The sequence below is a fragment of the Ruminococcus sp. J1101004sp1_RTP21198st1_B9_RTP21198_201120 genome, assembly GCF_040924245.1.
GTDB classification, from domain to species: Bacteria; Bacillota; Clostridia; order Lachnospirales; family Lachnospiraceae; genus Blautia_A; species Blautia_A faecis.
Window position 1 is genome coordinate 1 of record NZ_JBCOMI010000042.1, and the last position, 22452, is coordinate 22452.

Below are 22452 nucleotides of genomic sequence, written 5' to 3' on the forward strand. Positions count from 1 at the left end.
TGTTGATGGAAGCATTATACTACATTGGGACATTTTCCTTTGTGGTATATTAGGACATTATCATAAATGGTTCATAACTAAATAGCAACTTGCATAATTACACTTGACTTCCTAATATTTTGGTAGTAAAATTACTTCAGTTCGTTAAACAACTAAATTAAAAAAGGATTAAATTCCTTGAAGGGAAGAAGTAGAAACAGAAGCACCTTGTCTACAGAGAGCTGTGTCGGTGGAAAGCAGCGTCAGGTCTGTTTTGAAGATCATCCCCGAGAAGGGAAGCCGAACGCTTCATAAGTATCCGTTTTTTCAAACAGGAACCAGATACGAAGTGAAGAACTGCATCAAGTAGGTTTCCACGGTTGTTCCCCGTTATCGGAATCGCGTATGTCGGTACGTTGTCTTTTCGTACTTGTTTCAATGGGGAAACAGGGTGGTTGCGGTCTAATATGGTCCGTCCCTAGTTTAGGGGCGGATTTTTTTGTGTAACAGGAAATTCCGTTGGAACTTCCTGTTACACAAAAGCCCTGCCGGGCAGGATCGTACTGCGGCTGCATAACAGATAGTTCCATTTTACGAAAGACGAAAACCTGACAAGTAAATTAAGAGGAGGAGAGATCATGAAAGTCTTCAAAAAAATCATGAATGCAGTAGCAGCAGTAGAAAATTGTATTCTGGTAGTGTCTACCCTGCTGATACTGGTTCTGACCGTGGGAAATGTTTTTTCCCGAAAAGTGATCCATCGTTCCTGGTCCTTTACCGAGGAACTTGTGGTCGCAGTCTTTGTACTGATTACCTTAATGGCTGCAGCACTTGCATGCCGCGAAGGAGAACTGGTTAACCTGTCACTGGTTACAGACCGTCTCCCTGAGAAACTGAAAAAACCATCTGTTATCCTTACCACTGTTCTGTGCATTATTTTTACCGCAATCTTATTCTGGTTCGGTATGGAAAAAGTAATCACACAGCTGGAAAACGGAAAACGTACCTTCGTTCTGAACTGGCCGGAGTGGATATTCTGGTCCTTCGTGCCAATCGGATCCGGATGTATGATCTTACATTTTATTGAATACTGTCTTGACTATTGTACAGGCAATCTGAAAAAGGAGGATAAATAAATGATAAGTGCAGTTCTTTTTATTTCATTTTTTGTTTTCCTGATCATGGGAGTTCCCATTGCAATCTGTCTGGGACTGTCCTCCGTCTGTGCAATCCTGTACTCCGGAACCTCCCTTACCATCGTTGCAACCAATATGTATGCCGGAATCAGTAAATTTCTCCTTCTGGCTATCCCGTTTTTCGTACTTTCCGGAAATATCATGGCAAAAGCCGGAATTTCCAAAAGACTTGTCAGATTCGTAGATACCTGCGTGGGACATAAAAGAGGCGGCATCGCCATTGTATGCGTTATTGTAGCCTGCTTCTTCGGCGCAATTTCCGGATCCGGACCTGCAACTGTAGCAGCACTTGGAGCAGTTCTGATTCCGGCAATGGTAGAGCGGGGAGGCTTCAGCGCACCGTTTTCCACAGCCCTGATGGCAACATCAAGCTCCATCGCCATTGTCATCCCGCCAAGTATTGCATTTGTTGTATATGCTTCTATCACAGGCGTATCTATTGCAGATATGTTCATGGCAGGAATCGTACCTGGAATTCTGATGGGCGTTGCCCTTGTGATCGTGGTTATGGTGGAAGCCAGAAAAAAAGGCATTCAGCCAGCCCAGAAGAAAGCGACTGCAAAAGAGCGCTGGGATGCATTTAAGGATGCTTTCTGGGGATTCTTAATGCCGGTTATTATTCTGGGTGGTATTTATGGCGGTATTTTTACTCCTACTGAGGCAGCGGCTGTATCTGTTGTATACGGTCTGTTTGTAGGTATGGTGATTTATCGTGAGGTTAAATTAAAAGACCTGTTTGACATTTGCGTGGATTCTGCGAAAACAACTGGTGGAATCATGCTGATCGTAGCAAGTGCTTCCCTGTTTTCCTATGTATGTACCAAATTCGGTATCGCAGACGCAGCTTCAGCGCTTCTTGGAAGCATTGCACATAACCAGTTTACCTTCCTTCTGATCGTAAACATTATTTTCCTGATTGCAGGCTGCTTCATCGATGCAAACTCTGCTATGTACATTTTTATTCCGGTTATGCTTCCGGTATGCAAAGCACTTGGCTATGATGTGGTTGCATTTGGTGTGATGGCAACTGTAAACCTTGCAATTGGACAGGTAACTCCGCCGGTTGGTGTCAACCTGTTTGTGGCAATCGGAATCAAGATCAAAAAAGGCATGGAAGTTACCCTTCAGGAAATTTCAAAAGCAGTTATGCCCATGCTGGCAGCCTGTGTGGCCGTGCTTCTTGTGGTTACCTATATTCCGGTAACTTCAACGGCTCTTCCGAGAGCACTTGCTAAAAATGGTGCATATTCCGGAGATTCTTCCTCTGGTGACAGTGGCTCATCCGCAGCTTCTGCAGCCGGAGACGGGGATTATTCCTTCAATGAGATCGCAGATTACAGTGATCTTGGCTGGGAGGAAACCACCTGGAATTTTGCATGCTCTACAACTGAGACTTCTACCTGGGCGGACGGCGGCCGCAAGTTTGGCGAGCTGATGGAAAAGGCCACAGGAGGAAAAGTAAAAGTAAACATATATGCAGCAGACCAGCTGACAAACGGAAACCAGTCCGAGGGAATCCAGGCACTGATGAACGGAGACCCGGTACAGATTTCCATGCATTCCAACCTGATCTATTCTGCATTTGACCCAAGATTTAACGTAGTTTCCCTGCCGTTTATTTATGACTCTGTAGAAGATGCAGATGCTAAGTTTGACGGTGAGGCTGGTGAGAAATTAAAAGAAATTCTTGGTGAGTACGGACTCCATTGCATGGGTATTGCAGAGAACGGTTTCCGTGAACTGACCAACAGTGTCCGCGAAGTAAAATCTGTGGATGATATGAAAAACCTGAAAATCCGTGTTGCCGGTTCCAACCTTCTTATGGAATGCTATAAGAGATGGGGCGCAGATGCAACCAACCTGAACTGGTCTGAGACTTACACAGCCCTTCAGCAGAACACAGTTGAGGGTCAGGAGAACCCGCTTCCTGCAATTGACGCAGCCAGTGTACAGGAGGTTCAGCCATACTGCTCCATGTGGGATGCCATCTATGACTGCCTGTTCTTCTGTATCAACCAGGAGATTTATGATGGTCTTACACCGGAACAGCAGGCTGTTGTAGACGAGGCAGGACAGAAAGCCGTAGAGTACGAACGTTACATCAACCGCTCCGGTGATGAAGAGATCATGAACCGCTGGAAAGACAAAAACGGCGTTACCTTCACTGCAAAAGAGGATATGGACATTGAGTCCTTTAAGGAAGCTGTTGACGGTGTAGATGAGTGGTTCATTGAGGAATTGAAATCCCAGGGATACGAGGATGCAGAAGAGCTGGTAGAGGCATTTACCGGAATTGGCGATTACAGTGACCTTGGCTGGGAGGAGACTACCTGGAATTTTGCATGCTCCACAACTGAGACTTCTACCTGGGCTGATGGCGGCCGCAAGTTCGGCGAGCTGATGGAAAAAGCTACAGGAGGAAAAGTAAAAGTAAACATATATGCAGCAGACCAGCTGACAAACGGAAACCAGTCCGAGGGAATCCAGGCACTGATGAACGGAGACCCGGTACAGATTTCCATGCATTCCAACCTGATTTATTCTGCATTTGATCCGAGATTTAACGTAGTCTCCCTGCCGTTTATTTATGATTCTGTGGAAGACGCAGATGCCAAGTTTGACGGTGAGGCAGGAGAGAAGATGAAAGAAATCCTCAGTGAGTATGGACTGCATTGCATGGGTATTGCGGAGAACGGCTTCCGTGAACTGACCAACAGTGTGCGTGAAGTAAAATCGGTGGACGATATGAAGAACCTGAAAGTCCGTGTTGCAGGCTCCAATCTTCTTATGGAATGCTATAAGAGATGGGGGGCAGATGCAACCAACCTGAACTGGTCCGAGACTTACACAGCCCTTCAGCAGAACACCGTAGAGGGAGAGGAGAATCCGCTTCCTGCAATCGACGCAGCCAGTGTACAGGAGGTTCAGCCATACTGCTCCATGTGGGATGCCATCTATGACTGTCTGTTCTTCTGTATCAATCAGGATATCTATGATGGCCTTACACCAGAGCAGCAGGCTGTTGTAGACAAGGCTGGAAGAATGGCTGTTGAGTATGAGCGTTACATCAACCGCTCCGGTGCCAATGAGATCATGAACCGCTGGGAAGAGAAAAATGGCGTTACCTTTACCGCAAAAGAGGATATGGATATTGATTCCTTTAAAGAGGCGGTAGAAGGCGTAGACCAGTGGTTTGTAGAAGAACTGAAAAACCAGGGATATGACGATGGTCAGGAACTGGTGGATGCATTTAAGTAAGACAGCATAAGCATGTATCAATTTGATACATGTGTCTCATAAATTGAACAGTGCCCTATAGAAAACACCTCCCGGAATGTGAGTAACCAACATATTCCGGGAGGTGTTTTTGGCCTGTCTTACAGTAATCCAGTGATCCTGAGAGAGCACCACACCAGCAGCAGGGCCATGATTCCATTCATCAGCTTATAATGACTGCTGTAAAATCTTTTCAGTACATTTCCCGCAAATGCCCAGATTAGATTTCCCAGGGCTCCAAGAAACATCAGATATACAGCGAAGCAAAACAGTATAGGAACCCTTGCCTCATAGGGCAGAATATAAGCGGAAAACATGGTCAGCCCATAGATGATGATCTTTACATTTATCAGCTGCAGGAAAAATCCCATCAGCCAGGTTGGCTTTTTGTCCTGGACATTGTCAGAGGGCGGAATCCTGCGCCAGGTCTGCCAGGCAAGATAGAGTACATAAGCTGCGCCTAGATATTTCATAACCGGCTGGATCCCTGGAATGATTTTCCCAAGAGTACTGCAGAACAGTCCGGAAAGACACATCAAAGTGAGAGATCCGCTCCAGATTCCGGTCATAAAGCGGATATTACCGGAAATGCCGTATTTGCTGGCTGTGGACAGCAAAAGAATATTATTGGGACCAGGCGACCAGACGGTAAGGATGGCAGACAGGGTCATTTCTATGAAGACAGATAAAGGCATGGGACTTCCTCCTTGGGTAAGTTTAAACATCTGAGCTACGAAAAGAAAGGCGCAACATACAAAACGCTATGTGTTCGTAAAACCTACACAAAATATGATTTTTAATAATAACACAAAAATATCGGATTGTATATAAGAGGATAACGATCGCAATCGAAATTCGGTTAAATGTTTGTTAAATTCGTGCAAAATGGGAATGATTATGTTATAATGCAGAAAATAATATGAATATAAAAAAATAGAATTTGCTTTTAACAGAAAAAATGCTTTAAGTTTGAAAATAATAATACGTGAGGAGGACGTGTTTATGCTGAAAACCTGGATCCCGGAGGAGATTCCGGAAAAAGAGGAGTTGAAGAAACGGATTAAAGAAGCTGGCGAGAAGCTGTATCAGCAGCAGATGAAGCTGAAAGAACACAAGCTGCCTGTGCTGGTACTTTTTGAAGGCTGGGGGGCATCTGGCAAAGGTACCACAATCGGCAGAGTGATCAAATACATTGATCCCCGCTTCTTTAAAGTAGCAACCATGTCAAAGCCTACAGAGGATGAACTGCGCAGACCATTTCTGTACCGGTATTTCAATCAGATTCCGGAAGCCGGCAAATTTACCTTTCTGGATTCTGGCTGGATGGAGCAGACCTGCAAAGACTGTCTGAATGGTCTGGAAGAAGAGGATTATGCAAAGCGGATCGACAGCATCAAACATTTCGAGCGACAGCTCACAGACAACGGTTATCTGGTTCTGAAATTTTTCATGCAGATTGACAAAAAAGAGCAGACCAGACGTATTGAGAAGCTTAACAAAGAGCAGGATACAAAATGGCGTGTGGATGCCTTTGACAAGTGGCAGAACGAACATTACAAACATTGCCAGAAGGTTTTCGACCGCTATCTGACAGATACGAATACTTCTATTGCACCATGGTATATTATTGATGCAAAAGACCGCAACTTCGTAGAACTTCAGGTTCTTGAAATAATGGTAAATAACATTGAGGTAGCCTTGCAGAACAGCACACACAGCGCACCGCTTCTCCCAAACATTTTTCCGCTTGAGAAAATGCCGAAGCTTTCGGAAATCGAACTGACAGACAAGGTGATCGAGGATGAAGAATACAAGAAAGAGCTGAAGCATCTCCAGAAGAAGCTGGGCGAACTGCATAACCGTCTGTACCGCAAGCGTGTGCCGGTGATCATTACTTATGAAGGCTGGGACGCAGCCGGAAAAGGAGGCAATATTAAGCGGATCACAGAAGCCCTTGATCCCCGTGGCTTTGAGGTCCATCCAATCGCCAGCCCGGAACCTCACGAAAAGGCGCGTCATTACCTCTGGCGCTTCTGGACCAGATTGCCCAAAGACGGTCACATTGCCATCTTCGACCGCACCTGGTACGGCCGCGTAATGGTAGAGCGTCTGGAAGGCTTCTGCAGCGAGAACGACTGGAAACGTGCTTACAACGAGATTAATGAATTCGAGAAGGAGCTGTCCGACTGGGGTGCCGTGATCATCAAATTCTGGGTCCAGATCGACAAAGACACCCAGCTGGCCCGCTTCACCGACCGCCAGAACAACCCTGAAAAACAGTGGAAGATCACCGACGAAGACTGGCGCAACCGCGAAAAATGGGATGCTTATGAAGGGGCCGTAGATGAAATGCTTGCCAAGACAAGCACTGCCTATGCACCGTGGCATATCCTGGAATCTGTAGATAAGAAGTATGCGAGAATTAAAGCTCTTAAAATTGTAATAAAAGAATTGGAAAAGGCATTAGAGCGTACTTGAAAAATCATTCCCGCAATCTGCACGCCCCACTTTGCGGTATATTTTGCCCGAATTCGGTTGCCGTAGCCCGCTATGGCGCCCTCATCCGGACAAAATCTCCCACAAATTGTGACGCACATCTTGCAGAAGGCCTTTTTCAAACGTATTCTGGAATAGAAGCATAATAAGCAAAATCGCTGGCCAACAACCAGCGATTTTGCAATATATTCATGCAGCAGACCATGTAAGGAGCGGATTTCATGATGCCGGGATTTATGATTTCCGTCACGCTCTCAGATAATTCCGCATGGTTTTAAGCGCATTCTTTTCCAACCGGCTGACCTGTGCCTGAGAAATCCCGATTTCCTGAGCTACCTCCATCTGGGTTTTGCCCTCGTAAAAACGCAGATCAATAATATGCCGTTCCCGCTTATTCAGCCGGTTTATAGCTTCCCGGAGGGACAGATTTTCCACCCAGGTCTCCTCCTTGTTTTTCTTATCGCTGATTTGGTCCATCACATAAAGCGTATCCCCGCCTTCCGTATAAACCGGTTCAAAAAGTGACACCGGATTCTGTATCGCATCCATAGCATATACGATCATCTCTTTATTTATCCCTATTTCGCTGGCAATTTCCGCAATGGTAGGCTCCCTCAGATTTGTTTTCATATAGGTTTCTTTTGCATAAATTGCTCGATAAGCAATATCCCGCAGAGACCGGCTCACCCGGATACTGTTATTGTCACGAAGATACCTTCGTATCTCTCCAATGATCATAGGCACTGCATAAGTGGAAAATTTTACATTCAATGTAGTGTCAAAATTATCAATTGCTTTTATAAGCCCAATGCAGCCAATCTGAAAAAGATCGTCCATATTTTCGCTGCTGTTGGAAAAACGCTTGATCACGCTGAGAACCAGCCGCAGATTTCCTTTAATGTAAAGTTCCCTGGCTTCTTCATCACCCTCCTTGATCCTGCGAAAAAGCTCTTCTTTTTCTTCTGCCTTCAGTACCGGAAGCTTCGATGTATTGACTCCGCAAATTTCAACTTTGTTAAGTGCCATTATTTGAATCCTCCTTTTGTGCATCGCGAAGCGTGCTGCTGAGAACGAAGTGAACAGTAACAATGATTCTCACGTGGGAGGATAAATATTCTTTTTTCGGGAAAATATAAAAATTATTGCCCCTTGACAATTGGGAAAATAGAATTAAGCCTTTTTACAGCAATACTTTTCATCAATTTCTACCAGGATAATGTCATCTCCGATCTGCCGGATACAATTCCATGGAATTATATATTCACTTCCGGCTCCCCAGAAACAAAAGCAGAAACTGCCAGGTCCGGGAACCACAAGGGCGGTAATACATCCGGTTTCACAGTTAAATTCCACATCCACCGGACAGCCAAGTGTACGGCAGGTACAGATATTGATCACTTCTTTTTGCTTTAATTCGCAAATACGCATGAAAAGCACCTGTTTTTTATGATATTATGCAAAAAGTCTGAAAATATGTATGGAGTTTATTGACATACTTTCTATGATTAAAGTATAATAAGAAATAGGTAATTCAGTCCGTTTTATGTTACTGAGCAAACAGAAAAGAGGAAAGTCTGCTGCCCGGATTGTATGGCAGAAGGGGAGACATGAGGAAGGGGAAATAAATACATGAGATGTCCATACTGTAATCAGGATAATACAAGAGTAGTAGATTCAAGACCAGTGGAAGAGACCAATTCCATAAGACGCAGAAGACTGTGCGATTCCTGTGGAAGAAGATTTACCACTTATGAGAATGTGGAGACAATCCCGTTAACCGTAATCAAGAAGAATCTGAACCGTGAGCAGTACGACCGCAATAAACTGATCAACGGTGTCCGCCGCGCCTGCTACAAACGTCCCATTGCCAGCGATAAGCTGGAAGCCATGATCGATGCCATAGAAGGCGACATCTTTAATGCCGAAGATAAAGAAATCTCCAGCACGAAAATCGGAGAAATCGTGATGAGCCATTTAAAAGATCTGGATTCGGTGGCGTATGTGCGATTCGCTTCTGTGTATCGGGAGTTTAAAGATGTCAGCACCTTTATGGATGAACTGAAGAAATTTTTAAATTAGAAAAATCCTCGCCAGAGAGCGGGGATTTTTTTCTGTATAAACAATTGTTAAATGGAATAAAAAAGACAGGCCACAGCGGACCTGTCTTTTAAAAACTTCAGATAACAGAGAATCAGCAGATACCCTGAGCTTTCATAGCATCTACAACTTTCTCAAATCCGGCGATGTTAGCACCGGCAACATAGTTGTCTTTCATACCATAACGCTTAGCTGCGTCATCTGCTTTGTGGAAGATGTCTACCATGATTCCGTGAAGCTTCTCATCAACTTCCTCTGCTGTCCAGGAAAGTCTCATGGAGTTCTGGCTCATCTCAAGAGCAGAAGTAGCAACACCACCAGCGTTAGCTGCTTTACCAGGCATGAACAGAACACCGTTCTCCTGGAGATAAGTTGTAGCATCAAGAGTAGTAGGCATGTTCGCACCCTCAACTACATATTTGCAGCCGTTTGCAACAAGTGTCTTAGCACCATCAAGAGCAAGCTCGTTCTGGGTAGCACATGGAAGGTATACATCACATTTGATGTTCCAGATTCCGGTACCTTCTGTGTAAGAAGCACCCTCAACACGGTCTGCGTACTCTTTGATACGTCCACGTTTTACTTCTTTGATATCTTTCACAATGTCAAGCTTGATTCCTTCCGGATCATAAATATATCCGTTGGAGTCACACATAGCAACAACCTTGCCGCCAAGCTGCTGAGCTTTCTCTACAGCATAGATTGCAACGTTTCCGGATCCTGTTACGATGAATGTCTTTCCATCAATAGAATCGTTATGTGCTTTCATGATCTCATCAAGCATATAAACAACACCATATCCGGTAGCCTGTGTACGGATCAGAGATCCGCCGTAGGTAAGTCCTTTACCTGTGAGAACACCCTCGTATAATCCGCGGATTCTCTTGTACTGTCCGAATAAATAACCAATCTCACGTCCGCCTACACCGATATCACCAGCCGGAACATCAGTGTCAGCACCGATATATTTGGAAAGCTCTGTCATGAAGCTCTGGCAGAATGCCATAACCTCTCTGTCAGATTTGCCTTTCGGGTCAAAGTTGGAACCACCTTTACCACCACCGATTGGAAGTCCGGTAAGGGAGTTCTTAAATGTCTGCTCAAATCCAAGGAATTTTAAGATACCCTGGTTTACTGACGGATGGAAACGAAGACCACCCTTATAAGGTCCGATAGCGCTGTTAAACTGTACACGATATCCCTTGTTTACCTGAACAACGCCCTTGTCATCTACCCATGGAACGCGGAAGGAAATGATTCTTTCCGGCTCTACAAGACGCTCCAGAAGGGACATGCTGCGGTATTCTTCTTCATTTTTGTCAATTACGACCTTCAGGGAATCCAGAACTTCCTTTACTGCCTGGTGAAATTCAGGCTCACCTGGATTCTGTGCTACGACTCTTTCGTATACTTCTTCTGTGTAAGACATTGTAATTCCTCCTCATCCAGATAGGTGTAAAATTTTTTAACGACGCTATTATACACTAAAGTGCTAAAAATGAAAAGAGTTTTTTTCATATTTCCAAAAATTTCATTAAGGCTTGCGAAAATGAGCCAAATATGAGATGATAGATAGCAAGAAATACATTATGCCGGAGCAGGAAAAAGACAGATATGCCGGACATAAGTAGTAAGATGAGGAGTGAAATAAATGAAAACATTCGAGAAGTCCAGTAAACTGGATAACGTACTTTATGATGTGCGAGGACCGGTAGTGGATGAAGCGGCCAGAATGGAAGAGGATGGAATGGAGATTCTGAAGCTGAATATCGGCAATCCATATCCATTTGGATTTTCTGCACCGCAGGAAGTAATTCTGGACATGCTGAGCAATATTCGTACCTCTCAGGGATATTCAGATTCCAAAGGAATCTTTTCCGCAAGAAAGGCCATTATGCAGTATGCCCAGCTTCGAGGAATTCCCGGGGTTACCATGAGTGATATTTATACAGGTAATGGTGTCAGTGAGCTGATCAATCTCTGTATGCAGGCACTTCTGGATAACGGGGATGAGATTCTGATCCCTGCACCGGATTATCCTTTGTGGACAGCTACTGCGACTCTGGCAGGTGGAAATGTAGTTCATTATATTTGTGATGAGCAGTCTGAATGGTATCCGGACATTGATGATATTAAGAGCAAGATCACAGACAAGACCAAAGCGATTGTTATCATTAATCCGAATAACCCTACAGGAGCAGTTTATCCCAAGGAGATCCTGGAGCAGATCGTGCAGATCGCAAGAGAGCACGAGCTGATCATTTTTTCAGATGAGATATACGACCGTCTGATCATGGATGGCTATAAGCATACTTCTATTGCATCCCTTGCACCAGACGTATTCTGCGTTACTTTTTCCGGACTTTCCAAGTCTCATATGATCGCTGGTTTCCGTATTGGATGGATGATCTTAAGTGGTGCCAAGAATAAGGCGAAGGGGTATATTGAAGGTATTAACATGCTTTCCTCCATGCGTCTTTGCTCCAATGTTCCGGCCCAGTCCATTGTACAGACTGCACTTGGTGGATACCAGAGTGTAAATGAGTACATTCAGCCAGGCGGAAGAGTTTATGAGCAGAGAGATTTTATCTACAAGGCACTCAATGACATTCCGGGAATCACAGCCGTAAAGCCCAAGGCTGCGTTCTATATTTTTCCGAAGATCGATACAGAAAAATTCAATATTCACAATGACGAGCAGTTTGCTCTTGATTTCTTACATGAGAAACAGGTGCTTCTGGTGCCGGGAAAGGGCTTTAACTGGAATTGTCCTGACCACTTCCGCGTAGTATATCTGCCGAATGTGCGTCAGCTGGAGAAGGCTATGGACAAGCTGAAGGATTTCTTGTCCACCTATAAACAGCGATAAGAAGATAATAAAACAATGGCAGTCACAGATTATCCATTTACAATGCCGGAGCAGAAGCATCCGCTTCTGACTCTGACAGCATTAATAATTGAGGGAGGAACGGATTATCGGACGGATTAAAAAGAAAGGAGTTTATTTGAATGACAGGATTTAAGATGAAAGTAACACCGGAAATAGAGAACCTGACGGAGGTTTGCAAGGAGCATTCCAGCCTGGATCTGTCTCTTTATCAGAAATACGATGTAAAGCGAGGGCTTCGCGATATCAATGGTAAGGGCGTCCTGGCGGGTCTGACGCAGATTTCCAATGTATGCGCCACGAAGGTGGTTGACGGCAAGGAAGTGCCCTGTGCGGGCAGTCTTTCCTACAGGGGATATGACATCAAGGAGTTGACCAGGGGATTTATTGAAGATGACAGATACGGCTTCGAAGAAACTACCTATCTTTTACTGTTCGGCAAGCTTCCGAATGAGGAGGAACTGGAGGATTTCACCAAGCTTCTGGCGAACCAGCGCTCCCTTCCTACGAATTTCGTAAGGGACGTTATCATGAAAGCACCGTCCAAGGACATTATGAATGCCCTGTCCAGAAGTGTGCTTACACTTTATTGCTATGACAAGGAGCCGGATGATATTTCCCTTCCGAATGTACTGAGACAGTGCCTGAATCTGATCAGTGTATTTCCTCTTTTATCTGTTTATGGATATCAGGCTTACAATCACTATGTATGCGGCAAGAGCCTTTATATTCACAATCCGAAGAAAGAGCTTTCCACAGCGGAGAATATCCTCCGTATGCTTCGCCCGGATAAGAAATATTCCCATCTGGAGGCGAAGATCCTGGATCTTGCCCTGATCCTTCATATGGAGCATGGCGGTGGTAATAACTCTACATTTACTACACACGTTGTTTCCTCATCCGGAACAGACACTTATTCTGCAATCGCAGCAGCTCTCGGTTCTCTGAAAGGTCCGAAGCACGGTGGTGCCAATATTAAGGTTGTAAGTATGTTCCAGGATTTGAAGAAGAATGTGAAGGATATTTCTGACGAAGAGGAAGTAAGAGAGTATCTGAAGAAACTGCTTCGCAAAGAAGCTTTTGATAAGAGAGGTCTTATTTATGGTATGGGACACGCGATCTATTCGGTATCGGATCCCCGTGCCCAGGTACTGAAAGGCTTTGTTGAGACTCTGGCCAGAGAAAAAGGCCGTATGAAAGAATACAATCTCTACGCGATGGTAGAGCAAATGGCTCCGGAGGTTATCGCCGAGGAGCGCCATATTTACAAGGGTGTCAGCGCAAACGTGGATTTTTACAGCGGTTTTGTTTACAGCATGCTGGATTTGCCTCTTGAGCTGTATACACCGATTTTTGCAGTGGCACGTATTGTGGGCTGGAGCGCCCACCGAATGGAAGAACTGATCAATACAGACAAGATCATCCGTCCGGCTTACAAGAACGTTCTGGCTCCGGCTGTATACGTACCGCTTAAGGAGCGTGAATAAGAATGACAGTGAAGCATCAGTCTTCCCTGGTCCTGGAGGGCGGGGGAAGCAGGGGAGTATTTACAGCAGGGGTTCTGGATTATCTTATGGAAAAAGAGGTGAAATTCCCATATGTGGTGGGTGTTTCCGCTGGTTCCTGCAATGCTCTTGATTATGTATCCTGGCAGCCTGGAAGGACCAGAGACTGCATGATCATAGAGGATAAGGCAAACAGCTATATTGCTACTAAGGAAGCTCTTAAGAAGCATGAGCTTTTTGACATGGATATGCTGTTTGACAAATATCCAAATGAATTGTTTCCGTTTGATTTTGATACTTTTTTTCAGTCAGATACGGAGTGTGAGCTGGTAGTGACCAACTGCCAGACTGGTGATGCGGAATATATGACTGAGAAGCATGACAGACGTCGCCTGATGGATATTGGAAGGGCTTCTTCCAGTATTCCCGTTGTAAGTCCCATGGTAGAGATTGACGGTGTTCCTTATCTGGATGGCGGCATTGCAGATTCGATTCCCCTGATCCATGCCATGGAGAAGGGATATCGAAAGAACGTGGTGATCCTTACCCGAAATATGGGTTACCGCAAGAAGAAACCGGGAAAGAGCACTCCGCTTTATGTGGCTGCATTTCGGCATTACCCGGAATTTTTGAACACTTTATATAATCGTTACCGCAGCTACAACCGGACTTTGGAGCTTCTGGAAAAATGGGAGAGGGAAGGACATATTTTTGTCATCCGCCCGGAAATTCCCACTGTGGGGCGTGCGGAGGCGAACAAAGAGAAGCTGATGGCGTTTTATCAGCATGGTTATGATGTGATGAAAGACCATTATGAGGAACTGCAGGCGTACCTAAGCAGGTGACGGGATCCTGACAGAACCTCTTGGAAAACAGGCGCGAGGTCATGTGAATACATGATTTCTGTGCATTGCAAAGCGCGTTGCCGGAGTCTGTTTGAAAAATCATTCCCGCAATCTGTATTACCATAGAAAATAAAAGAATTAAAGGATGTAACAGAATGTTTGAACGCTTTTTTCCAGATAAATATCTGGATTCAGCATATGTAGTCAACTATGAAAAACTATACCAGGAGGGATACAGGGGGATTTTGTTTGATATCGACAATACCCTGGTTCCTCATGGGGCACCGGCAGATCCGGAAGCTGTCCGGCTTTTTCAGAAGCTTCGTGACATTGGCTTTTCCTGCTGTCTGGTGTCAAACAACAGGAAAAAAAGGGTAGAACCCTTTGCCGCTTCAGTAGGCGCTCAGTTCATTGAAATGGCTGCCAAGCCGTCCAGAAAAGGCTATGAAAGGGCCATGGAGAGACTTGGAACGAACACAGGGAATACGGTCTTTATCGGAGACCAGCTTTTTACCGATATATGGGGGGCTAAGAATGCTGGCCTTCGTAATATTCTGGTAAAGCCGATCAATCCCAAGGAAGAGATCCAGATCGTGCTGAAGCGCTATCTGGAGAAAATTGTATTACATTTTTATACCAAGGAGGAGAAGAATTCATGAACCATATTGTGGTGATCGGATTTATGGGGTCTGGCAAGACAAGAGTGGGGAAACGTCTGTCCAGTGACCTGGGACTGACATTTGTGGATGTGGACAAGGTGATCGTTAAGAAGATGAACATGTCCGTAAAGGAGATTTTACAGAAATTTGGAGAGCCATATTACCGTGCTCTGGAAACTATGACTGTGAAAGCTCTGATTGAAGATAAAGAAAGAAAAGTGATTTCTCTTGGCGCAGGTCTTCCGGTTCAGGAGCAGAATGAGCAGTATATTAAGCAGCTGGGTACAGTTGTTTACCTGAAGGGGTCTGCTGAGACTCTCCGCAAGAGGCTTGAGGGAAATAGCAATCCTCTTCTGGAAGGCGAAAATCAGGATGAAAAGATCAAAAAGCTTCTGAAACAGCGTGATCCGATTTATCATAAATTTGCAGATATTGAAGTTGTGACAGGAGTGAAGCCTTTTGAGGAACTAATCAAGGAAATTGAAGGACAGCTTCCGTGAATACAAAAGTATTTTGCCATAATATATGGGAAAAACAGGAAAATTTGGCTGCATATGAAAAAAAGTAGTTGAAAAAATGGTACATATATAATAAAATATTTCTAGTCATAAGCACTATAAGGAGGAAAAATTAATTATGATTTCAGCAGGTGATTTCAGAAACGGTGTCACAGTAGAAATTGATGGCAACGTTTGTCAGATCGTAGAATTCCAGCACGTTAAACCGGGTAAGGGAGCTGCTTTCGTTAGAACCAAATACAAAAATATTATTACAGGATCCGTGTTAGAGAAATCTTTCCGTCCTACAGAGAAATTCCCTACAGCACGTATCGAGCGTGTTGATATGCAGTATCTCTACAGCGATGGCGGATTATATTACTTCATGAACGTAGAGACATTTGACCAGGTTGGTCTTACAGAAGAGCAGGTTGGCGATTCTCTTAAATTTGTAAAAGAGAATGAGATGGTTAAGATCTGTTCTCACAATGGCAATGTATTCGCTATTGAGCCTCCGTTATTCGTTGAGCTTGTAGTTACAGAGACAGAGCCAGGATTCGCTGGAAATACAGCTCAGGGTGCTACCAAACCGGCTATCGTTGAGACAGGAGCACAGGTAATGGTTCCGCTGTTCGTTAACCAGGGCGACAAGCTGAAAATCGACACCAGAACAGGCGAGTACCTGTCACGCGTATAAATAACTACAGAGCAGTTATTTATGAGCAAGTAGCGGATTGCGAATATTCCGTTCTAAATAGCATAAGCTGTTTATTTATGTGCCATCGGCGTATGCCGGTGGCATATTTTGTTTAATTTCAGACACATTTTATAAATTATGATATGAGTGTCAAAAGGTCTTTTGCCACTCATTTGATACCCCGGATTGCTCCGCAGCTACGCTGCTCCCGCAATCCTCCAAATATTCGAAATCCACTGATTTACTGCGTAAATCGCTACTTTCTCATATTTGGCGTGTCCCAAGTTCAAACGCCTTATCGTGCAAGCACGAACGGCTTTTTGACCTTTTGACACTGGTATCATAAATTATTATATATCAAAAATAAGGAGGAGCACAAATGGAATATACAACACTTGGAAAAACTGGTCTTAAGATTTCCCGTATGGGATTTGGCGGAATCCCCATCCAGAGAATTGACGCGGAAGGTACTAAGAAATTAATGCAGCAGCTGGCAGAAGAGGGGGTAAATTATATCGATACAGCCAGAGGCTACACGGTCAGCGAGGAGTATCTTGGTTATGCCCTTGAAGGAATTCGTGACAAATTTGTAATTGCCACCAAGAGTATGGCAAGAACCAGAGAAGCCATGGAAGCAGACATTGAGAAGAGCCTTGGCAATCTTCGAACCAATCACATTGACCTGTATCAGGTACACAACCCAAGCATGGAACAGCTGGACACTGTTATAGGTGAGGGCGGTGCCTTGGAGGCTTTATTGGAGGCGAAAGCAGCCGGTAAAATTGGTCATATCGGTCTGACTGCACATTCTACAGCTGTTTTTGAGCGCGCACTGAATCTGGACTGGGTGGAGACAATCATGTTTCCATATAATATCGTAGAAAACCAGGGCGACGAGCTGATCCGCAAATGTCAGGAGAAAAATGTGGGCTTTATTGCCATGAAGCCATTAGCAGGTGGTGCAATTGAGAATGGCACTCTTGCACTTCGTTATGTCTGTTCTAACCCGGCTGTTACTGTGGTAATCCCGGGAATGGCAGAAGTATCTGAACTGGAAGAGAACATTAAGGCATGCTCTGACACAGCACCTCTTACAGAGGCAGAGCTTGCAGAAATGGAACAGATCCGCCATCAGCTGGGCACCAATTTCTGCCGTCGCTGCAATTACTGTGCGCCATGTACGGTTGGAATCAGCATCCCAAGCGCATTCCTTTTCGCAGGATATCTGGAACGCTACAATCTGGCTGACTGGGCGAAAGACCGCTACGGCAGCATGGCAGTGAAAGCTTCTGCATGTGTGGGATGCGGCAAGTGCGAGACAAGATGCCCATATCATCTGCCAATCCGGGAAATGCTGAAGAAGGTTGCAGAAGAATTTGGAGAATAATAAAAACTGCCCTGTGCGTCTTCAATGGTTTTTCAGATAATTTTGCAAAAAAAGAAAAAAAGTATTGACTCTATAGTAACTATATAGTTTACTATAAAGAAGCCTTAAGAAAACCTTATAGCAACTACAAAGTTGTGGATAAGAAAAATAAGCGATACTGGCCACGGAGTGAACAGTATCGAATACACGAAAACAGGATCTGATCAAGGAGGATTATGATGAAAAAACTGGTGGTTATGGGATTAGCAATGGCAATGACAGCGGCTATGGTAAATGGTGTATGTACTCAGCCGGTACAGGCAGCTGATGGAGAAGGACTGAAGGTAGCACTTTTACTTTCCGGAGCAGCAAATGACCAGGGCTGGAATCAGACAGCATACGAAGGAACGCAGAAAGCCTGTGAGAAATACGGATACGAGCTGGCTTACACAGAGAACCTGGAAGTTGCTGATATTTCCGCTGCTTTTGCTGACTATGCAAGTGCAGGTTATGATGTGGTAATCGGTCACGGATATGAGTTCGGTGATCCTGCACTGGAAGTTGCAGAGACCTACCCAGACACCAAATTCATCTGCACAGAGGCTGACGCTTCCGCTGACAACGTAGCTTCCTACGTTATGGCATGTGAGCAGACCGCTTATGTAGAAGGAATCATTGCTGCTTCTACTTCTGAGTCTGGTAAGCTTGGCGCCATTGGACCGATCCCTGGAGATTCCCTTGTAAAGATCATTAACGGATATGAAGACGGAGCAAAATCCGTAAATCCTGATATCGAAGTTCAGACAGCCTGGACAAACTCTTTTGTTGATACACAGCTTGCACAGGAAGCTGCAAAAGCTATGATCGACAATGGCGTAGACGTAATCAAGCATTGTGCAAATGCTTGCGGAAATGGTGCAATGACAGCAGCTGTTGAGGCTGGAATCTGGTGCCAGGGCGATTCTTACGATCAGAGCTCTTTAGCACCTGACAATATTCTTGATTCTGCAATTTACAATCTTGATGTTGTAATTGATACTGCCCTTGGCAGCGTTGCAGACGGAAGCTTTGAGGGAGATGTTTACAACCTTGGTATGGCAGATGGCGCAGTAGAAGTTCTCCTTTCCGACAATCTTTCCGATGATGTGAAAGCAACTGCACAGGATGCAATTGATAAGATCGTTTCCGGCGAGCTTGAAGTTGAGCGCGACTACACAATGAGACAGTAAGAAATCGGATTTGTAACCGCGGATTGAGATATCTGTTTTTTATGAAAATGGATCGCAATCTGAAATCCGGCAACTGATTGTTCAAAGACAAATGAAGCTGAAATGGAGGAAAGTTATCAATCAGTCAGTGGAGATAACCTTCCGAAGTTTCAGCTTTTTAAAACACTTTAATTATACGAGAAAAAGGAGAAAACCATGTCTCTTCTTCAAATGAAACATATCTGTAAATCATTTTCCGGCGTATATGCAAATGAGGATATCAACCTGACAGTAGAAAAAGGTGAGATCCATGCTCTCCTCGGTGAGAACGGAGCCGGAAAGACCACACTTGTTAATATTATATTTGGTCTTTACACTGCAGACAGCGGTGAAATTTTGTGGAAAGACAAGCCAGCGGATTTTGCCTCTCCAAGGGAAGCTATCGATGCAGGCATTGGAATGGTCCAGCAGCATTTTTCCCTGGTAAATAAAATGACAGTTCTGGATAACATTGTTCTGAATCTGAAGGACAACTCCTTTTTCCTGGACAGAGCTGCTGCAAAAAAGAAGCTGACTGATCTGGCAGAAAAATACGGACTCTACGTGAACCCGGATGCTGTGATCAGTGATCTGTCAGTGGGAGAACAGCAGCGCGTGGAAATCCTGAAAGCATTATACAGAAATGTAGAACTTCTGATTCTGGATGAGCCTACTGGCGTACTCACCCCTCAGGAAACCACACAGTTTTTCGATGTTCTCCGCAATCTGAAAAAAGAAGGCTATGGAATCATTATCATCACCCATCGTATGAGCGAGATTATGGCAATCAGTGACAAGGTTACCATTCTTCGGGATGGCAGACAGGTGGCAGATCTTGTGACTGCAGACACCAATCCGGAAGAGCTGTCTGCCTATATGATCGGACGAGAGCTGAATGATGACTATCATATAGAAGGTTCTCCCAAAAAAGATATTATGCTGGAATTGAAAAATGTGTCCAATCATCACAGAAAACACAGCCGTCATAAGCTTGAGAATATCAGCCTTACCATTCACAAAGGGGAAATCCTTGGAATTGCCGGTGTGGAAGGAAACGGACAAAAAGAGCTTGCAGAGGTGATCACCGGAATTCAGAAAACCGGTGAGGGCGAAATTCTTCTGGACGGACAGAATCTGGCAGGAATCAATATCCGCGGACGTTATGAAGCAGGTGTTTCCTATATTTCAGAGGACAGATTGTCAGACAGTCTGATCACCGGAATGAACATTTCAGAAAACCTTGTTCTCCGGGAATATGGGAAGCCTCCATTTGCAAACCATTCTATTATAAACAAAGCAGCTATTCGTAAAAATGCAGCAGAAAAAATGAAACAATATCAGGTGCGCGCATCCGGAAAGTCGGGGATTGATACGCTTGTAAAGCTTTTGTCAGGTGGAAACCAGCAGAAGCTGATCATAGCCAGAGAGCTGAACGATCATGCAAAAGTGATCGTGGCAAGCCAGCCTACCAGAGGTCTTGACATCGGTGCTACAGAATTTGTCCGTCAGCAGCTTATAGATCAGAGAAATGCAGGAAAAGGTGTTATGCTGATATCCGCAGACCTGGAAGAAATTATGGCGTTAAGTGACAGGATTGCAGTGCTTTTTGGTGGAAAAATCGTGGGAATCCTGAATAGAGAAGAAGCTACTGTACAGAAAATCGGCCTTCTCATGGGCGGAATTTCAGAAGAGGAGGCAAGATAATGGAGAAGGAAAAAAGAACAAGAGGGATTACAGATGTACTTCTGATTCTTGTGATTACAATTCTGGCAGGTACGGTTTTGATTCTTGCATGCGGCGCAAGCCCGATGGAAGCATACGGTCTTTTCTTCCGTGGAATCTTTGGAACACCTGCAGGATTTGCAGAAATTTTTGTAAAAGCATGCCCGCTGATCCTTACAGGTCTTGGCTGCGCAGTAGCATATCGTACCGGCTTTTTCAACATTGGTGCAGAAGGACAGTTTTATGTAGGGGCAATGGCAACTACCATGGTAGCTCTGAACTGGACTGCTGTTCCGGGAATACCAAGAATTATCCTTTCCCTGGTAATCGGATTTCTGGCAGGTGGCGTGTGGGCGCTGATCGCAGCAGTGTGCAAAGCAAAATTCAATATTTCCGAAATTATTGTCACTATCATGCTGAACTATATTGCAATTAATTTTCTTGGCTATGCAGTCCGTTCCTTCCTGATGGACCCGGAAGGAAATGTTCCCCAGTCTGCGAAAATTGACAAAGCCGTACAGCTTGGAACCCTGATCCGGGCAACCCGTTTTCATGCAGGTATTCTGATCGCAATCATCTGTGTACTTGTAGTATGGTTTTTCCTGGAAAAAACAACTATGGGATACGAATTGAAGGCAGTTGGAATGAACAAACGTGGAAGCACCTGCAACGGTATTTCTGTTATGAAAAATATTGTGCTTTCCGCCTTTTTAAGCGGCGGACTTTCCGCAGTGGCAGGTGGAATCGAGGTTCTTGCAATTCAGAAAAAGCTTCTGGAGGGAATCTCCTCAAACTGTGGCTATACGGCTGTTTTGATCGCACTTGTGGCATTTAACAACCCTATTGGCGTATTCTTCGTGGCAGTGCTTTATGCAGCAATGCAGGTAGGTGCAAGCTCCATGCAAAGACAGCTTGGAGTACCGTCTGCAATCGTTAATATTTTGATCGGTCTGGTTGTTGTTTTGATCCTGGGAAGAGAACTGTTCCATTTCAAAAAGAGACAGGCAAAAGTTGGAAAAGGAGGAAATGCGTAATGCTTCAGCAGATTTTCAGTTTAAGCTTTATGACGGCTTTTCTGGCCGCAGCAGTTCGTCTGGCAGTGCCGCTTATGTATGGCGGAATTGGTGAGACCATTGCGGAAAAATCCGGTATTCTGAATATCGGAATGGAAGGTGTTATGCTCAGCGGTGCATTCTTTTCCTTTGCAGGTGCCTGGTATTCCGGCAATCTGTTTGTGGGTCTTCTGTGCGGTATGGCAGGAGGACTTATTGTCAGTCTGCTTCATGGACTTCTTTCCATTACGCTGATCCAGAACCAGTCTGTTTCTGGTCTTGCCATCAACATGCTTATGCTTGGCGTCACCAGCTTTTTATTTAAATTAATGTCAAATGGACAGGGGTATCAGCAGATCGAGACCTTCCCAAACATTGCCATTCCCGGATTGTCAAAGATCCCGCTGCTCGGAGATGCATTTTTTAACTGCGATTTTCTGACCTATATCCTTTATGTACTCCTGATCCTTACCTGGATTTTTTACAAAAAAACCAATCTGGGGCTGTCTTTTATGGCAGTGGGAGAGCACCCGCGTGCAGCAGAATCCGCCGGCATCCAGGTGAAAAAATACCGCTGGATCGTGATGGTGTTCAACGGAATCCTAGGAGGAATCGGCGGTGCATATCTGGTACTGGTACAGCTTGGCGTTTTTACGGAAAATATGATTTCCGGCCGTGGCTATATTGCTCTTGCAACTGTTATTCTTGGACGATATACACCTTTTGGAATGTTTGGAGCGGCTCTCTTATTCGGAGCTGCCAATGCCCTGCAGATTCGTCTCCAGACCATCGGTGTATCCATTTCCCCGTTCCTTCTGGCAATTTTGCCATATGCGCTGACCCTTATTGCAATGCTTGGTGCTGCTGGAAAGAACAGTGAACCAGAAGCGCTCAGCAAGCCTTATGTAAAAGGCTCAAGATAGGAGTATCT

19 protein-coding genes and 2 pseudogenes are annotated in these 22452 nt (G+C 44.7%); 16 read left to right on the forward strand and 5 right to left on the reverse strand.

Annotation, left to right across the window (positions count from 1 at the left end; all coding sequences use genetic code 11):
- The first annotated feature begins 617 nt into the window (after positions 1-617).
- Positions 618-1115, forward strand: a complete 498-nt coding sequence (locus tag AB5618_RS19200; protein ID WP_118583920.1) for a TRAP transporter small permease — start codon at positions 618-620, stop codon at positions 1113-1115.
- Positions 1116-4433 (forward strand): TRAP transporter large permease subunit, encoded by a 3318-nt coding sequence (locus tag AB5618_RS19205; protein ID WP_173770258.1) that lies wholly within the window; start codon positions 1116-1118, stop codon positions 4431-4433.
- Between the two features lie 119 nt (positions 4434-4552).
- Here AB5618_RS19205 and AB5618_RS19210 read toward each other — a convergent pair whose 3' ends face one another.
- Positions 4553-5146 carry a LysE family transporter gene (locus AB5618_RS19210; protein ID WP_173717099.1) on the reverse strand — a complete coding sequence of 198 codons (594 nt, stop codon included), beginning with the start codon at positions 5144-5146 and terminating at the stop codon, positions 4553-4555.
- 307 nt (positions 5147-5453) lie between these two features.
- Here AB5618_RS19210 and pap point away from each other — a divergent pair, with 307 nt between their 5' ends.
- Positions 5454-6929 carry a polyphosphate:AMP phosphotransferase gene (gene pap, locus AB5618_RS19215; protein ID WP_173736625.1) on the forward strand — a complete coding sequence of 492 codons (1476 nt, stop codon included), beginning with the start codon at positions 5454-5456 and terminating at the stop codon, positions 6927-6929.
- A 29-nt stretch (positions 6930-6958) separates the two neighbouring features.
- On the opposite strand, the pseudogene AB5618_RS19220 reads toward pap, so the two are convergent.
- Positions 6959-7009 (reverse strand): annotated as a pseudogene (locus tag AB5618_RS19220) (DUF6783 domain-containing protein); the annotation flags it as partial.
- Between AB5618_RS19220 and AB5618_RS19225 the strand changes: the two are divergent.
- Positions 6986-7093 (forward strand): annotated as a pseudogene (locus AB5618_RS19225) (DUF6783 domain-containing protein); the annotation flags it as partial. The pseudogenes AB5618_RS19220 and AB5618_RS19225 sit on opposite strands and share 24 nt — an antisense overlap.
- A gap of 100 nt (positions 7094-7193) precedes the next feature.
- Here AB5618_RS19225 and sigG read toward each other — a convergent pair.
- On the reverse strand, positions 7194-7973 hold the full coding sequence (gene sigG, locus AB5618_RS19230) for an RNA polymerase sporulation sigma factor SigG (RefSeq protein WP_148461856.1): 780 nt from the start codon (positions 7971-7973) through the stop codon (positions 7194-7196).
- A 144-nt stretch (positions 7974-8117) separates the two neighbouring features.
- Positions 8118-8375: a PRC-barrel domain-containing protein gene (locus AB5618_RS19235; protein WP_118583926.1), complete on the reverse strand. Its 258-nt coding sequence runs from the start codon at positions 8373-8375 to the stop codon at positions 8118-8120.
- A 201-nt stretch (positions 8376-8576) separates the two neighbouring features.
- Here AB5618_RS19235 and nrdR point away from each other — a divergent pair, with 201 nt between their 5' ends.
- Complete coding sequence (gene nrdR / locus AB5618_RS19240) at positions 8577-9026, forward strand: transcriptional regulator NrdR (RefSeq protein WP_118583928.1); 450 nt, start codon at positions 8577-8579, stop codon at positions 9024-9026.
- Between the two features lie 112 nt (positions 9027-9138).
- Here the strand turns inward: nrdR and gdhA are convergent, their stop codons facing one another.
- Positions 9139-10473, reverse strand: a complete 1335-nt coding sequence (gene gdhA, locus AB5618_RS19245) for an NADP-specific glutamate dehydrogenase (protein WP_368366990.1) — start codon at positions 10471-10473, stop codon at positions 9139-9141.
- A gap of 222 nt (positions 10474-10695) precedes the next feature.
- On the opposite strand from gdhA, the gene AB5618_RS19250 reads away from it, so the two are divergent.
- The 11 genes from AB5618_RS19250 (at position 10696) to AB5618_RS19300 (ending at position 22444) form a co-directional block, all read left to right on the forward strand.
- Positions 10696-11913 carry an aminotransferase class I/II-fold pyridoxal phosphate-dependent enzyme gene (locus AB5618_RS19250; protein ID WP_148461853.1) on the forward strand — a complete coding sequence of 406 codons (1218 nt, stop codon included), beginning with the start codon at positions 10696-10698 and terminating at the stop codon, positions 11911-11913.
- Positions 11914-12053: 140 nt separating this feature from the next.
- Positions 12054-13418 (forward strand): citrate/2-methylcitrate synthase, encoded by a 1365-nt coding sequence (locus AB5618_RS19255; RefSeq protein ID WP_148461852.1) that lies wholly within the window; start codon positions 12054-12056, stop codon positions 13416-13418.
- 2 nt (positions 13419-13420) lie between these two features.
- The gene (locus tag AB5618_RS19260) at positions 13421-14281 is read left to right on the forward strand and encodes a patatin family protein (RefSeq protein WP_148461851.1); all 861 of its coding nucleotides are present in this window, start codon (positions 13421-13423) and stop codon (positions 14279-14281) included.
- A gap of 155 nt (positions 14282-14436) precedes the next feature.
- Positions 14437-14940, forward strand: coding sequence for a YqeG family HAD IIIA-type phosphatase (locus AB5618_RS19265; RefSeq protein WP_148461850.1), 504 nt, complete (start codon positions 14437-14439; stop codon positions 14938-14940).
- Positions 14937-15440 carry a shikimate kinase gene (locus AB5618_RS19270; RefSeq protein ID WP_148461849.1) on the forward strand — a complete coding sequence of 168 codons (504 nt, stop codon included), beginning with the start codon at positions 14937-14939 and terminating at the stop codon, positions 15438-15440. Before AB5618_RS19265 ends, AB5618_RS19270 begins: the two co-directional genes overlap by 4 nt.
- A gap of 136 nt (positions 15441-15576) precedes the next feature.
- Positions 15577-16134 carry an elongation factor P gene (gene efp, locus AB5618_RS19275; RefSeq protein ID WP_118583940.1) on the forward strand — a complete coding sequence of 186 codons (558 nt, stop codon included), beginning with the start codon at positions 15577-15579 and terminating at the stop codon, positions 16132-16134.
- Between the two features lie 379 nt (positions 16135-16513).
- The gene (locus AB5618_RS19280; protein ID WP_195591137.1) at positions 16514-17521 is read left to right on the forward strand and encodes an aldo/keto reductase; all 1008 of its coding nucleotides are present in this window, start codon (positions 16514-16516) and stop codon (positions 17519-17521) included.
- A 215-nt stretch (positions 17522-17736) separates the two neighbouring features.
- On the forward strand, positions 17737-18729 hold the full coding sequence (locus AB5618_RS19285) for a BMP family protein (RefSeq protein WP_330602517.1): 993 nt from the start codon (positions 17737-17739) through the stop codon (positions 18727-18729).
- Between the two features lie 195 nt (positions 18730-18924).
- Positions 18925-20451 (forward strand): ABC transporter ATP-binding protein, encoded by a 1527-nt coding sequence (locus tag AB5618_RS19290; RefSeq protein ID WP_173770261.1) that lies wholly within the window; start codon positions 18925-18927, stop codon positions 20449-20451.
- A complete protein-coding gene (locus AB5618_RS19295; protein WP_195591135.1) occupies positions 20451-21503 on the forward strand; it encodes an ABC transporter permease in 1053 nt (350 codons plus the stop codon). Before AB5618_RS19290 ends, AB5618_RS19295 begins: the two co-directional genes overlap by 1 nt.
- Entirely contained in the window at positions 21503-22444 is a 942-nt protein-coding gene (locus AB5618_RS19300; RefSeq protein WP_195591133.1) for an ABC transporter permease, read from the forward strand. The genes AB5618_RS19295 and AB5618_RS19300 overlap by 1 nt, the downstream gene beginning before the upstream one ends.
- Positions 22445-22452 lie beyond the last annotated feature (8 nt).

Coding starts and splice junctions, on each gene's coding strand:
- AB5618_RS19295 (WP_195591135.1), top strand. CDS start 20,451: ATGGAGAAGGAAAAAAGAACAAGAGGGATTACAGATGTACTTCTGATT.
- AB5618_RS19265 (WP_148461850.1), top strand. CDS start 14,437: ATGTTTGAACGCTTTTTTCCAGATAAATATCTGGATTCAGCATATGTA.
- AB5618_RS19285 (WP_330602517.1), top strand. CDS start 17,737: ATGATGAAAAAACTGGTGGTTATGGGATTAGCAATGGCAATGACAGCG.
- AB5618_RS19280 (WP_195591137.1), top strand. CDS start 16,514: ATGGAATATACAACACTTGGAAAAACTGGTCTTAAGATTTCCCGTATG.
- AB5618_RS19255 (WP_148461852.1), top strand. CDS start 12,054: ATGACAGGATTTAAGATGAAAGTAACACCGGAAATAGAGAACCTGACG.
- AB5618_RS19210 (WP_173717099.1), bottom strand. CDS start 5,146: ATGCCTTTATCTGTCTTCATAGAAATGACCCTGTCTGCCATCCTTACC.
- efp (WP_118583940.1), top strand. CDS start 15,577: ATGATTTCAGCAGGTGATTTCAGAAACGGTGTCACAGTAGAAATTGAT.
- sigG (WP_148461856.1), bottom strand. CDS start 7,973: ATGGCACTTAACAAAGTTGAAATTTGCGGAGTCAATACATCGAAGCTT.
- AB5618_RS19300 (WP_195591133.1), top strand. CDS start 21,503: ATGCTTCAGCAGATTTTCAGTTTAAGCTTTATGACGGCTTTTCTGGCC.
- AB5618_RS19200 (WP_118583920.1), top strand. CDS start 618: ATGAAAGTCTTCAAAAAAATCATGAATGCAGTAGCAGCAGTAGAAAAT.
- AB5618_RS19235 (WP_118583926.1), bottom strand. CDS start 8,375: ATGCGTATTTGCGAATTAAAGCAAAAAGAAGTGATCAATATCTGTACC.
- nrdR (WP_118583928.1), top strand. CDS start 8,577: ATGAGATGTCCATACTGTAATCAGGATAATACAAGAGTAGTAGATTCA.
- AB5618_RS19270 (WP_148461849.1), top strand. CDS start 14,937: ATGAACCATATTGTGGTGATCGGATTTATGGGGTCTGGCAAGACAAGA.
- AB5618_RS19290 (WP_173770261.1), top strand. CDS start 18,925: ATGTCTCTTCTTCAAATGAAACATATCTGTAAATCATTTTCCGGCGTA.
- AB5618_RS19260 (WP_148461851.1), top strand. CDS start 13,421: ATGACAGTGAAGCATCAGTCTTCCCTGGTCCTGGAGGGCGGGGGAAGC.
- gdhA (WP_368366990.1), bottom strand. CDS start 10,473: ATGTCTTACACAGAAGAAGTATACGAAAGAGTCGTAGCACAGAATCCA.
- AB5618_RS19205 (WP_173770258.1), top strand. CDS start 1,116: ATGATAAGTGCAGTTCTTTTTATTTCATTTTTTGTTTTCCTGATCATG.
- pap (WP_173736625.1), top strand. CDS start 5,454: ATGCTGAAAACCTGGATCCCGGAGGAGATTCCGGAAAAAGAGGAGTTG.
- AB5618_RS19250 (WP_148461853.1), top strand. CDS start 10,696: ATGAAAACATTCGAGAAGTCCAGTAAACTGGATAACGTACTTTATGAT.